This is a genomic window from uncultured Nevskia sp. (assembly GCF_903885465.1).
Classification (GTDB): domain Bacteria; phylum Pseudomonadota; class Gammaproteobacteria; order Nevskiales; family Nevskiaceae; genus Nevskia.
The window spans coordinates 1-12,880 of record NZ_CAISIQ010000307.1; the positions used below are offsets into that span (position 1 = coordinate 1).

The window sequence follows — 12,880 nt, forward strand, 5'->3', positions numbered from 1 at the left end:
CATCGTCGGTGGCGGCCTGGTCGGCGCCAGCCTCGCGGTGCGGCTTGCCGCCAGTTCGCTGCGCGTGGTGCTGATCGAAGCCGCTGCGCCGCCGATCAGCGCAGCGGCCTGGGATGAACGCTGCATCGCCTTGAACGAAGCCAGCCAGCGGATTCTTGCCAGCTTCGGCGTCTGGCCGGCGCTGAGCGCTGAAGCCGAGCCGATCCGCGCGACGCACATCTCCGAGAAGGGCCGCTTCGGCAGCACCCGGTTCAGCGCTGACGAAGTCGGGCTCGCAGCGCTCGGCTACAACGCGCCGCTGCGGGCGATCGGTGCGGTGCTGTCATCGGCTTTGGCGTCTGCATCGAACCTCAAGCTGCTGCAACCAGCGCGGGTGGCAGCGCTGGAAGAATCGACCGATCACCTCAGTTTGACGGTCGAGAGCGCCAGCGGCGGCAGGCTCATCAAGGCCGCGCTGGTGGTGGCTGCCGATGGTGCGCAGTCGAGCATCCGCAAGTTGCTGGGCCTGGATGCGACGACCCGCGATTACGCGCAGCACGCGATCGTATCGGCGGTACGCCTGTCGCGGCCGCACCAGGGTGTCGCTTACGAGCGCTTCACGCCGGACGGCCCAATGGCCTTGATTCCGAAGCCGAACGATGCGGCCTCCTTGGTCTGGACTGTTCCGTCCGCGAATGTCGAAGCAATGATGGATTGGACCGATGCCGAGTACCTGGAAGCCGCGCAAGCGACGTTCGGCGGACGCCTTGGTCGCTTCACCGCGCTGGGCAGCCGCAAGAGCTGGCCGCTGTCGCGGGTGATGAACGAAACCCTGGTCGGACCACGTACCGTGTTCATCGGCAATGCCGCGCAAAGCCTGCATCCGGTCGCCGCACAGGGCTTCAATCTTGGCCTGCGTGATGTCGCGAACCTCGCCGAGCGGATCGTCGGCGCAGCTGATCCCGGTTCCGCACAGCTGCTCGCCGATTACGCCGAGACCCGGCGTAGCGATCGCGAACGAGTGTCCGGCTTCACCGATCTGCTGGTCCGCGCGTTCTCGAACCGCACGCCAGGTCTTGCACAAGCCCGGCATTGGGGCCTGGTTGCCGCCGATCTGCTGCCACCGGTGCGTGCCGCCTTGCTGCGGCAGCATCTGGGTCATCTCGGCTTGCCGGCCGATGGCCTTGGAGCGCCGCGATGAGCCAGCGCATCGATTGCGATATCGCCGTCGTCGGTGGCGGGCCGGTCGGTGTGGTCGCCGCGCTGGCGCTGCGCGATGTCGGCTTCAAGGTCGTGCTGATCGAGCGTGGCGTGGCACCCAAGCCGTTCGATGCTGCGCGTTACGACGCCCGCGTCTATGCGATCGCGCCGGCTTCGGCGCGGCTGCTTGATCAGCTCGGCATCTGGCCGGAAATCGCGGCGACGCGGATCAGCCCCTATGCTCGGATGCAGGTCTGGCAGCGCGCGGCCGAACGCGGCTTGAGCTTCGATGCTGCCGATAGCGGCAATGGCGCGCTCGGCTGGATCGTCGAACAAGGCTTGATCCTGTCGGCCGCCTGGAATCAGCTAGCCGCGCTGCCGCGCCATGTCGGCGTCGAAGCACTGGCCTTGCAGTTGCCGGATGAGGACGACCGTCAGGGTCGCGCCAGCCTGCAGCTTTCCGATGGCACCGAATTGCAGGCACGGCTGATCGTCGCCGCCGACGGTGCCGATTCGCCGCTGCGCGAACGCGCCGGCATTGCCGTCACCAGTTGGCGTTATGCGCAGCAGGCAATCATTGCGCAGGTGCTGACGTCTTCGGCGCAGGCGGCAACGGCCTATCAGCGCTTCCTGCCGACCGGCCCGCTGGCCTTCCTGCCGCAAGCCGATGGTCGGCATTCGATCGTCTGGTCGGCGGACAGCGACGCGGCGGCGACGCTGCTGGCGCTCGATGACACGAGCTTTGCGCATGCGCTTTCCGAGGCCAGCCAGTACGCGCTCGGTGAGGTGATCGAAGCCGGCCCGCGGCTCGCATTCCCGCTGCGCCTGCTGCACGCCGAGGACTACCACCGGCCGGGGCTGGTGCTGGTCGGCGATGCGGCTCACGCGATTCATCCGCTGGCCGGGCAGGGCGCCAATCTCGGTTTCGCCGATGTCGCGCAGCTGGCCAGCACCTTGGCCGCAGCACGAGAGGCAGGACGCGACTGGGCCTCGTCGCGAACCCTGGCCAGCTACACCCGTGCCCGCAAGGCCGCCAATCTGGAAATGCTGGCGCTGACTGACGCGCTGTACCGCGGCTTCGGCAACAGCCTGCCGGGCCTGCGGCAGTTGCTGGGCATCGGTCTGGAAGCGGTCAACAAGGTCGCGCCGGTGAAGGCGCTGCTGGCGACTCAGGCACAACGCGGCGCAGGTTGATCCACCTCGCGGCGGCTTGGTCGTTTACACTTCCACCCGCAGGTAAGAGAGACCGGGTCCGCCCGGCACCGAAGGCGCAAATTCCCCCGGAATCGCTCAGGTCTAAGGATTGCCTGCTGTAGACACTCTGGAGAGCGCCCGCGCAGTTGGTGGGCCACCGAAGGCGCCAAACGCTCAGGTCAAAAGGACAGAGGGGGTGAGAAGCGCCGGCTTTGCGAGCACTGCTCGCAGGCGCTTCGAACGCCTGAGCGAAAGCGAAGGCCGGGCAAGGGTCGTGCATCACACGATCTGTTTCTGCCAGGCCATGCCGTAATCGCAAAGACGCAGCCCACTCGCACCAGAACTACGCACGACATGCTCAAAGCAACCGCGCTGCACGCCGAACATCTGCGCCTGGGCGCCAAGCTGGTCGACTTCGCCGGCTGGGACATGCCGATCCAGTACGCGTCCCAGCTCGACGAGCACCACGCCGTGCGCAAGTCCGCCGGCATGTTCGATGTCGCGCACATGAGCGCCGTAGATCTGCACGGCGCACGGACCCGTGAATTCCTCCGCCTGCTGCTCGCCAACGATGTCGCCAAGCTGAAGATGCCGGGCAAGGCGCCCGCCGATGCCGTAGGCGTCGGTAAAGCCCTGTACAGCTGCATGCTTGATGAGCGCGGCGGGGTCATCGACGATCTGATCGTCTACTTGATTGCCGAAGATGCGTTCCGTCTGGTCGTCAACGCCGGCACTACCGACAAGGATCTCGCCTGGTTGCGTGCCAAGGCGCCGGCATTCGGCGTTGACGTTCGTCATCGCAGCGATCTCGGCATCCTCGCCGTGCAGGGTCCGGAGGCACGGGCGAAGGTCGATGCGCTGCTGCCGGCCGAACTGGCCCAGGCTTGCGCTGGCCTGACGCCGTTCAGCGCGGCCTGGCTCGGCGACCGCTTCGTCGGCCGCACCGGCTACACCGGCGAAGACGGCTATGAGCTGATCCTGCCGCAGGCCGATCTGGTCGCGATCTGGACGGATCTGCTCGCCGCCGGTGTCGCGCCTTGTGGTCTTGGTGCGCGCGATACCTTGCGGCTCGAAGCGGGCATGAACCTGTACGGTCAGGACATGGACGAAAGTGTCAGCCCACTCGAATGCGGCCTGGCCTGGACGGTGTCATTCGCCGATGAAGCTCGTGCCTTCATCGGCCGTGCAGCACTCGAAGCCCAGCGGGCCGCGCCGCCGCGCAAGTCCATTGGCCTGGTGCTCGAAGGCCGTGGCGTGCTGCGTGCCCACATGGCGGTGCGCGCCGCGAACGGCGAGCTGGGCGAGACCAGTAGCGGCGGCTACGCGCCGACCATGAAAGGCTCCATCGCGATGGCCCGTGTGCCGGGTAGCGCAGTCGGCCCGTACGAAGTCGAGATCCGAGGCCAGTGGTTGCCGACGCGCGAAGTGAAGCCGCCGTTCGTGCGTCACGGAAAAGTTCTGGTTTAGCCGTCATTCCCGCGCAGGCGGGAATCCAGTTCTGATGCGGGTGATGGACCTGAAAACTAGATTCCCGCCTCCGCGGGAATGACGATCGAAAATGAAGCAGTCAGGAGATAGAAAATGAGCAATACGCCTGCCGAACTGAAATACGCCAAGTCCCACGAGTGGGTGAAGAAACTGCCGGACGGCACCCTGCTGATCGGCATCACCGATCACGCCCAGGCCGCGCTCGGCGATCTGGTATTCGTGGAAACCCCGAAGGTCGGCCGCAAGCTGGCGGCCAACGAAGCCTGCTGCGTCGTCGAATCGGTGAAAGCCGCGAGCGATGTCTATGCACCGGTTGCCGGCACCGTGACCGAGACCAACACCAAGCTCGGCGAGAACCCCGAACTGGTCAACGATGCGCCGTACGAAGGTGGCTGGCTGTGGAAGCTGCAGCCGGACAAGCTCGCCGATGTCGATGGCCTGCTCGATGCTGACAGCTACATCGCCTCGATCGCCTGATTCTCTGTCGCCTCTCTGACATCTGGCCACTCGCCACTGGAAACTGTTTTAGCCATGCCTTTCATCCCCCATACCGAAATCGATGTCGCCGAGATGCTCGCGGCGATCGGCGCGCCGAGCATCGATTCGCTGTTCGGCGAGATCCCCGCCGAGCTGCGCTGCAAGGGTTTGTCGCAGGTGCCGGAGCGGGTTTCCGAGATGGAGATCGCGCGGCTGATGCACGGCCGTGCGGCGCAGGACGGGACGCTGCTAAACTTCTGCGGCGCCGGTGCCTACGAGCACCACATTCCGGCGGCGGTCTGGGAGATCGCGACGCGCGGCGAGTTCTATTCGGCGTACACGCCGTATCAGGCCGAGGCGAGTCAGGGCACCTTGCAGCTGCTCTACGAATACCAGTCGATGATGTGCGCGCTGACTGGTATGGAAGTGTCGAACGCATCCCTTTACGACGGCGCCTCGGCGCTCGCCGAAGCGCTGCTGATGGCGGTGCGCGCCAACAGCGCGAACAGCGGTGGCAAGGTGCTGATGCCGCAGGCCGTGCATCCGTATTACCGAGAAGTAGTTGTCTCGATCACCGACGCCCAAGGCATCAAGCCGCAGCCGATCGGTTATGACCCGGTGACCGGTGCCACCTCGCTCGAACAACTGCGCGCCCATGAAGGGCAGGGCATCACCGCGGTGGTCATCCAGCAGCCGAACTTCTTCGGCGTGCTCGAGGACGTCGATGCGATCACCGATTGGGCGCAGGCCAATGGCGCGTTGGTGGTTGCCGTGGTCAATCCGGTGTCGCTCGGCTTGTTGCAGCCGCCCGGCTTGTGGGGCGCAAAAGGAGCCGACATCGTCTGCGGCGAAGGTCAGCCGCTCGGTGCGCCGCTGTCGTCCGGCGGGCCTTACTTCGGCTTCCTGACGGCACGGCAAGTTTTCGTGCGCCAGATGCCTGGCCGCATTGTCGGCCGCACCGTCGATCTCGATGGCAAGCCCGGCTACACCTTGACCCTGCAGGCGCGCGAGCAGCACATCCGCCGCAGCAAGGCGACCTCGAACATCTGCACCAACCAGGGCCTGCTGGTCACCGCCGCGACCATCCACATGAGCCTGCTCGGGCCGGAAGGGCTGGAAAGCGTCGCCGTGCATTCGATGGCCAACACGCAGGCGCTGGTCGAGGCGCTGACCGCGATCCCTGGCGTCAGCGCCGCCTTCGATGGCGAGCGCTTCCATGAAGCTGTCATCCGCCTGCCACAAGCTGCTGGCCAGGTGTTGGCCGGGCTCGCCGAACGCGGCATCTTCGGCGGCTTCGATCTGTCGCAGCATTACCCGGCGCTGGGTTCGGCGCTGCTGGTCTGCGCGACCGAAACCCGGACCGCCGAAGACATCGCGCGTTACGCCAAGGCCTTGCGCGAAATCCTGGCTGTGCACTGATTCGAATCATCGTCCAGCCCGTAAAATTCGGGCACCCATAACGAGGAGTAAACACATGGCAGCAATCACTCTGCAGGGCAATCCGTTCTCGACCAATGGCGAACTGCCGAAGCCGGGTAGCGATGCACCCGGTTTCCGGCTGGTCGGCGGCGATCTGAAGGACGTCACGCTGCATGACTTCGCGGGCAAGAAGAAGGTGCTGAACATTTTCCCGTCGGTGGACACGCCGACCTGCGCGATGTCGGTGCGCAAGTTCAACGAGAAGGCCGCGGGCTTGAGCGACACCGTGGTGCTGTGCATCTCGGCCGATCTGCCGTTCGCGCAGAAGCGCTTCTGCGGCGCCGAAGGCATCAGCAATGTCGTCAACCTGTCGCTGATGCGCGGCCGCGGCTTCGCCACCGAGTACGGCCTGAACATCGAGAACGGCCCGCTGGCCGGCCTCACCGCACGCGCCGTCGTGGTGCTCGATGCCAACAACAAGGTGCTGCACAGCGAACTGGTCAGCGAGATCGCTCACGAGCCGAACTACGACGCCGCCCTGAAGGCACTGGCCTGAAGCGCAACTGCATGACGACGCTCCGGCATCGCTGGCTGACGCTGCTGCTGGCCCTTGCCCTGACTTCAGGCCTGGCCAGTTGCGGCGGAGGCGGAACAGCGTTGCCGGCGCCGGAGTTCGTCGGTGACTGGAGCGCGCCTGGCGTCAATCTGAGCCTGAGTGCCGATGGCCAGATCGCCTGGCGCAAGGTCGATGAAGATGGCTCGTCGCATAGCGTCATCGCGCCGTTGAGCTCGTTCTCGAAGAAGAAATTCTCGGCCGGCTTCTGGCTGTTCTCGTCGAGCTTTCACGTCGACAAGCCGCCGGTCCGTGATGGCGCGGTCTGGCGGATGACGGTCGATGGCGTCGAGCTGATTCGCCTCGACGATGACGGCGCCGTGCCGAAGGACGAAGTCTGAAGCTGCATCGCTGCAACTGAATCAGAACGCTGAACCGAACACGCCTCAGAGATCGATCATGGCTCACGCCTCAAACACCGCAAACGTCGCCACCGCGCTGCCGTCGCCGCTGAATCCGGCCGAGCCGCTGATCTTCGAAGTGTCGCGCGCCGGCCGCAGTGCCAGCGCTCAACGTCCGATCGGGCTGCCGGAGATTCGACTATCGGCGAAGTTCAGAAGGCAGGTCGCACCGGGATTGCCGCAGGTGTCCGAGCTGCAGGCGGTGCGTCACTTCACGCGCTTGTCGAAGCTGAATTTCAGCATCGACACCCACTTCTATCCGCTCGGCAGCTGCACGATGAAATACAACCCGCGCGCCTGCAACACGCTGGCGATGCTGCCGCAGTTCCTCGGCCGCCATCCGCTGGCGCCGGAGACCAACTCGCAGGGTTTCCTGGCCTGCATGTACGAGCTGCAGGAAATGCTCAAGGACGTGACCGGCATGGCCGGCGTCAGCCTGACGCCGATGGCCGGCGCGCAGGGCGAGTTCGCCGGTGTGGCGATGATCCGCGCCTATCACCGCGCCCGGAATGATCTGGCCCGCACTGAAATTCTGGTGCCGGACGCTGCCCACGGCACCAATCCGGCGACCGCGACGATGCTCGGCATGACCGTGCGCGAGATCCCCACCGATGCCGAAGGCGATGTCGATCTGGACAAGCTCGCCGCCGTCGTCGGCCCGCAGACCGCCGGCATCATGCTGACCAATCCGAGCACGCTCGGCGTCTTCGAACGCAACATCGCCAGGATCGCCAAGCTGGTCCACGAAGCGGGCGGCCTGCTTTATTACGACGGCGCCAATCTCAACGCGATCCTCGGCGAAGTGCGTCCGGGCGACATGGGCTTCGACGTCATCCACATGAACCTGCACAAGACCTTCAGCACGCCACACGGCGGCGGCGGGCCGGGCGCAGGCGCGGTAGGTGTGTCGCAGCGTTTGCTGCCGTTCATGCCGATTCCGGTTGTCGGCAAGGCCGGCGAGGGCAGCGGGAGCAGCTATCGCTGGCTCGATGAGAAAGACTTGCCGCAAACCATTGGCCGCCTCAGCGCCTTCATGGGCAATGCCGGCGTGCTGCTGCGCGCCTATGTCTACGCGCGCCTGCTCGGCCGCGAGGGCATGCACCGGGTCGCCGAGTTCGCGACCCTGAACGCCAACTACCTGCAGGCGCGCTTGCGCGATCTCGGTTTCGATCTGGCCTACCCGAAGCGCAGGGCGACGCATGAATTCATCGTCACCTTGAAGCGCCAAAAGCAGGAGATCGATCTCACCGCCACCGACATCGCCAAGCGCCTGCTGGACTACGGCTACCACGCGCCGACGGTCTACTTCCCGCTGCTGGTGCCGGAATGCCTGCTGATCGAGCCGACCGAGACCGAGGACAAGGAAACGCTGGATGCCTTCGTCGCCGCCCTGTGCGCGATCTGGGAAGAAGCGAAGCGCGACATCGCCTTCGTCAAGGGCGCGCCGTACAAGATGCCGGTGCGCAGGCTTGATGACGTGCGCGCTGCGCGCCAGCTCGACATCCGCTACGTAGCAGGTACTGGTGTGAGCGCGCTCTGATGGCCGACGGAATCACCGGCTGGCGTCGCATCGTCCGGGCGACCAAGGTCAGCTATGTCGGCATGGGCTGGGCGGTGCGCGAGGAAGAAGCCTTCCGCATCGAGCTGATCCTGTTCCTGCTGATGCTGCCGTTTGCGATCTGGCTCGGCGACAATGCGATCGAGCGGGTCATCCTGTTCTGGAGCCTGCTGCTGGTGCTGATCGTCGAACTGCTGAACACCGCAGTCGAAGTCGTCGTCGATCGCATCGGCCTTGAACGTCATGTATTGTCCGGGCGCGCCAAGGATCTAGGGTCCGCGGCGGTTCATCTCTCCCTGCTGCAGGTTCCGATCGTCTGGGGCCTGGTGCTGTTCGGCTAACCGAAAACCTCACGAAAACATCATGTCTGCACTGATTTGTGGCTCGCTGGCCTTCGATACGATCATGGGCGGCTGAGCGCGCTTTGACGATGCCTTGAATGGCATCGTCTGCGCTCGGACGCGCCCTCGCCTCGGGCGAGGGCAGGAAACACACCATCCCCGCCTCACCAACCGCACCTAGCCAATATGTCAGCCCTCATCTGTGGTTCGCTCGCCTTCGACACGATCATGGTGTTCAGCGGCCGCTTCAAGAACGAGATCCTGCCGGACAAGGTCCACATCCTGAACGTCTCGTTCCTGGTGCCGGAGCTGCGCCGCGAGTTCGGCGGCACCGCCGGCAACATCGCCTACAACCTGAAGATGCTCGGCGGCGAACCGCTGCCGATGGCCACCGTCGGCAAGGACTTCGCGAGCTACAACGAGTGGCTGGACAAGCTCGGCATCAGCCGCGAATACATCAAGACCGTGCCCGAGGCCTACACCGCGCAGGCCTACATCACCACCGATCTCGACGACAACCAGATCACCGCGTTCCATCCGGGTGCGATGAGTTTCGCCCACACCCAGGACGTGCACGCCGCGATCAAGGCCGGCGCCACCATCGGCACGGTATCGCCGGACGGCCGTGACGCGATGGTCCTGCATGCCACCCAGTTCGCCGAAGCCGGCCTGCCGTTCATCTTCGATCCGGGCCAGGGCCTGCCGCTGTTCGGCGGCGATGACCTCAAGGACTTCATTGAAAAGTCGACCTATGTCGCCGTCAACGACTACGAGTCGGAAATGATCATGGCCCGCACCGGCTGGTCGCTGAAGGAAATCGCCGACCGCGTCGAGGCACTGATCGTCACCCGTGGCGGCAAGGGTTCGAGCATCTACACCAAGACCAAGACCTACGAGATTCCGACCGCCTCGGCGCACTCGCTGGCCGATCCCACCGGCTGCGGCGACGCTTACCGCGGCGGCCTGCTCTACGGCCTGCTCAACGGCCTGGACTGGGACACCACCGGCAGAGTCGCCTCGCTGCTCGGCGCGATCAAGATCGAACGCCCCGGCCCGCAGAACCACAGCGCCACCCCGGAACAGTTCCGCGCCCGCTTCAAGAAGGAATTCCGCTACGACCTCGCCTGATCGGCCGGAACAAAAAGCTCCCATCGAAGCAAAGACTTCCCTATAATCGCGGCCCGCGCCGAGATAGCTCAGTCGGTAGAGCAACTGATTCGTAATCAGTAGGTCGGAGGTTCGATTCCTCTTCTCGGCACCATTTTTCAAGAGTCAACTCTTTGATTAACAAGGGTTTGTCTCGAAAGGCGATTCATCGCAAGCCTGCATCCGCGCATTTTTGTGCCAGAACTTGTGCCAAAAAGGCAAAGTTCGAAACGACACGGATACCGTCCCCCACAAGGCTAGGGGATGGAGCATGGCAAACCAGGGCAGGCCGAAGACCGGCACGATCGAGGATCGAGGGCCTTATCAGTTCCTCGCGCGTTACAGCATCAACGGCAAACGGCCGTCGAAAACCTTCGAGTCGCGGGAACAGGCGCAGGCTTGGCTCGATGCGCTTGAGGAGGGTGCCGCAAAAGGGCGGCTTGAAAAGGTGTTTGCGGCGCACGAATTGACGGTCGCCGATGCGCTGCTGAAGCGCCTCGACTTGAAGATCGGCTTGAAGAGCATCAAGTCCGAGATCTCGCTGACGAACCGCGTGATCAAGCACTGCGCTGAGCTCTGCGCGATGGGCCTGTACGCCGTCAAGACCGACGACATTCAGGACTTCATCGCGTTGCGCACGAGCCACGACCTGAGCAATGCGTCGATCAATCGCGAGCTGTCAACGCTCAGCAACATGTTCACGGTCGCACAGAGCAACTTCAGCTGCGCGGATTTGAAGAATCCGGTCGTCCAGGGACTGCGTCTCCGCGAACCGCGTGGCCGCTGTCATCGCCTCGAACAAGATGAAGAACGCGTCCTGCTGCGCGTCGCGGATCGGATGGCGGCGACCTGCGCCACACAGATCGGCAGCATCATCCGCTTCGCCTGCTCGACGGCCATGCGATTGGCCGAAATCGCGGGCATGGATTGGCTGCATGTCAATCTCGCGCAGGGCACCGTTTTTATTGAAGAAACCAAGAACGGCGAAAGCCGCTCGGTGCCGTTGTTTCCATCCGCACGGACGCTGATTTCGGACCTCGGCGTCCGTAACACGGGGCCGGTCTGGGGGAGCAAGGCGGCGATCATCAGCGCCTGGCGGCGGGTCAAGGCTGCGGCCATCGTCGAGGCCGAGCGGGTGGTCCAGGAGGAGGATGGGGACCCAGGCCTTGTAACGCGCCTGAAAGACCTGCGGTTTCACGACCTCCGGCATGAAGGGACATCGCGGCTGTTCGAGAGGACGAACTGGCCTTCCGCGAAGATCAAAGCCGTCACCGGCCACAAGACCGATGCGATGCTGGCGCGCTACACGCATCTTCGCAGTTACACGCTCGCCGCCGAACTCGCGGCGCTGGAGGGCGGCGTTCAGGCTCCGGCTCCGGCCCAGCGGGGGTGCGCCGAGGCGGAGCCGCTGCCAGTGGATCGCCTCCAGCGACAGCAGTGGCAGGCCGTGTCGAAGTCAGCTTCGATCCTGAAGGCCCTCGTGGCCTCTCAGCCGATCGTGCAGATCGCCAACGACTTCGGGGTCAGCGACGTGGCCGTTCACAAAGCCTGCGACCGGCTCGGCGTCACGAAGCCGGGTCGCGGTTATTGGCTTGGCAAGCATCCCGGTGGCGATGCTGACTTGTCGGGTATGAATCTGCGCTGAGAATCGAACGAGCCTGTCCTGCGCTTGTGGATAGCTTCGGTTGCAGCACTGATTCGTTTCTGATCTGTCGCAACTTCATGCGGATTTCGGTCAGCACCTGCGCCTGCGTCAAGCCTGCTCACTGGCCGACGATCGGCACCCGAAGCCGTGCCGCTCGACGCCCAGCGACCACCGGCTTTGCCGGGAAGGGGCTTGACCCTGGCTCGCGCTGCCCGGTGGGCGGCCGTGCCACGGTGCGGAGAACTGCCCCGCATCGTGGCCAGGCCTAACAACGAGTAAGCGTTGGACCGTCGAGTGGCTCAGTCGCGGTGCGTCGAGTACTTGCTCATCGCCGCCGGGCTGGGATACAGCCCTGCGGCGAAAGGATCGTGCGCGAGTACGCGGAAAGACGCCCGTTCGAGCAGTTCCTCGTCGGGCTCGATCGTTCTCGGGTTGCTGGGCCGAGTCCAGCGATGCTTGTCGACCCAGTAGATGCGCTCTTCGAGCTTGTGATGCCACTGATCTCTAAACGCGTTCACGATGTGGGCGTAGCTCGAAACGTACTCGAAGTCGTAGATCTGGCCCTCGCTCACTGCCTGCCAGTATTGCCAGAGCTTGTACGCACGCGTTTCATGGCTTTCGTCGATCTGCTGGACCTCGATGGCGGTCTTGAAATGGCCGAAGCTATAGACATCGCGCTCGTCCTCCGGAACGGGCTGAAGCAGCATTGCGTCAGGGACTTTCCAAGCGGCCTTGTGCTCGCTGCTCGCGCCGATCGCAAGCCCATGCAGCCGAATCTGCCGCGGCGACAGCACCTCGCCGTCGTAGTCGCGGCCCGCCAGCCACGCCGCTGCGACCCTCGCGACGACCTGATTATGTGCCGCGTAATGGACGCCGATTTCATCCGGGTTGGTGAGCGCCCTCAGGCCCTGGTCGAAGTCGCCGCGCGTCCTGTCCGCCGACCGCGCACCGCTGGGCGTCAGTCGGAACAACTTGGACTGGACGCCGTGACCAAGGATTCGTGCAAGCAGGTTTTCTCGCACCATCGCGAGAAGGATGGCGCAAGCCACGCTGTAGCTCACTTTCAGCAGCAGTTGTACCGTCTGCCGATCGATCAGCGAGTGCCGAAGCGTCCAATTCAGAATCTTGTTGACCTTGTCGTGGTGACGAGGTCCTGCCGCGCTGCCGTCGTGTTTCATCTGCTCATCTCCAACATGGTGGGTGAGCAATCGCGGTATCCCGCTCCCTTTGAAATTTTCACGACGGCCCTCAGGAATTGGGGGCCTGAGCTAGGTCCTGAGGCGTTTCTCTCGCCGGGAGGCACGTTTACAAGTGCCACGACGCCAGTGCAGTGCACTATCGTCGATCGTCGAGGCAGGTTCCTGATGACCGAGCACCTCTTCCAAACCCTTGTCATGCAAGGGTTTTCCAGCGCGGCCC

At 64.3% G+C, this 12,880-nt stretch carries 13 protein-coding genes, 1 tRNA gene and 2 riboswitches; of the genes, 13 read left to right on the forward strand and 1 reads right to left on the reverse strand.

Annotated features, from left to right (window positions below):
* From ubiH to QZY06_RS11910, 12 genes are all read left to right on the forward strand, one after another.
* A partial coding sequence (gene ubiH / locus QZY06_RS11855) for a 2-octaprenyl-6-methoxyphenyl hydroxylase (RefSeq protein WP_367275624.1) occupies positions 1–1,180 on the forward strand: 1,180 nt, incomplete at its 5' end.
* On the forward strand, positions 1,177–2,373 hold the full coding sequence (locus tag QZY06_RS11860) for an FAD-dependent monooxygenase (RefSeq protein WP_295684498.1): 1,197 nt from the start codon (positions 1,177–1,179) through the stop codon (positions 2,371–2,373). The genes ubiH and QZY06_RS11860, both read left to right, overlap by 4 nt.
* A 33-nt stretch (positions 2,374–2,406) precedes the next feature.
* Positions 2,407–2,495: riboswitch (glycine riboswitch) on the forward strand.
* A 1-nt stretch (position 2,496) separates the two neighbouring features.
* Positions 2,497–2,568, forward strand: a riboswitch (glycine riboswitch).
* 159 nt (positions 2,569–2,727) lie between these two features.
* Complete coding sequence (gcvT, locus tag QZY06_RS11865) at positions 2,728–3,840, forward strand: glycine cleavage system aminomethyltransferase GcvT (RefSeq protein ID WP_295684502.1); 1,113 nt, start codon at positions 2,728–2,730, stop codon at positions 3,838–3,840.
* 114 nt (positions 3,841–3,954) lie between these two features.
* Positions 3,955–4,338, forward strand: a complete 384-nt coding sequence (gene gcvH / locus QZY06_RS11870; protein ID WP_295684504.1) for a glycine cleavage system protein GcvH — start codon at positions 3,955–3,957, stop codon at positions 4,336–4,338.
* A gap of 54 nt (positions 4,339–4,392) precedes the next feature.
* Complete coding sequence (gene gcvPA, locus QZY06_RS11875) at positions 4,393–5,757, forward strand: aminomethyl-transferring glycine dehydrogenase subunit GcvPA (protein ID WP_295684506.1); 1,365 nt, start codon at positions 4,393–4,395, stop codon at positions 5,755–5,757.
* Positions 5,758–5,812: 55 nt separating this feature from the next.
* Complete coding sequence (gene tpx, locus QZY06_RS11880; protein ID WP_022975865.1) at positions 5,813–6,313, forward strand: thiol peroxidase; 501 nt, start codon at positions 5,813–5,815, stop codon at positions 6,311–6,313.
* An 11-nt stretch (positions 6,314–6,324) separates the two neighbouring features.
* Complete coding sequence (locus QZY06_RS11885) at positions 6,325–6,711, forward strand: hypothetical protein (RefSeq protein WP_295684511.1); 387 nt, start codon at positions 6,325–6,327, stop codon at positions 6,709–6,711.
* Positions 6,712–6,769: 58 nt separating this feature from the next.
* Complete coding sequence (gcvPB, locus tag QZY06_RS11890) at positions 6,770–8,311, forward strand: aminomethyl-transferring glycine dehydrogenase subunit GcvPB (RefSeq protein ID WP_295684513.1); 1,542 nt, start codon at positions 6,770–6,772, stop codon at positions 8,309–8,311.
* Entirely contained in the window at positions 8,311–8,670 is a 360-nt protein-coding gene (locus QZY06_RS11895; RefSeq protein ID WP_295684516.1) for a diacylglycerol kinase, read from the forward strand. The genes gcvPB and QZY06_RS11895 overlap by 1 nt, the downstream gene beginning before the upstream one ends.
* A gap of 186 nt (positions 8,671–8,856) precedes the next feature.
* On the forward strand, positions 8,857–9,798 hold the full coding sequence (locus QZY06_RS11900; RefSeq protein ID WP_295684519.1) for a carbohydrate kinase family protein: 942 nt from the start codon (positions 8,857–8,859) through the stop codon (positions 9,796–9,798).
* 57 nt (positions 9,799–9,855) lie between these two features.
* A tRNA-Thr gene (locus QZY06_RS11905) sits at positions 9,856–9,931 on the forward strand.
* A gap of 156 nt (positions 9,932–10,087) precedes the next feature.
* Positions 10,088–11,461 (forward strand): site-specific integrase, encoded by a 1,374-nt coding sequence (locus QZY06_RS11910; RefSeq protein WP_295684522.1) that lies wholly within the window; start codon positions 10,088–10,090, stop codon positions 11,459–11,461.
* Between the two features lie 299 nt (positions 11,462–11,760).
* Here the strand turns inward: QZY06_RS11910 and QZY06_RS11915 are convergent, their stop codons facing one another.
* Positions 11,761–12,639, reverse strand: a complete 879-nt coding sequence (locus QZY06_RS11915) for a hypothetical protein (RefSeq protein ID WP_295684525.1) — start codon at positions 12,637–12,639, stop codon at positions 11,761–11,763.
* Between QZY06_RS11915 and QZY06_RS11920 the strand changes: the two genes are divergently transcribed.
* On the forward strand, positions 12,631–12,880 hold a 250-nt coding region (locus QZY06_RS11920), incomplete at its 3' end, for a hypothetical protein (protein ID WP_295684527.1). The genes QZY06_RS11915 and QZY06_RS11920 overlap by 9 nt on opposite strands.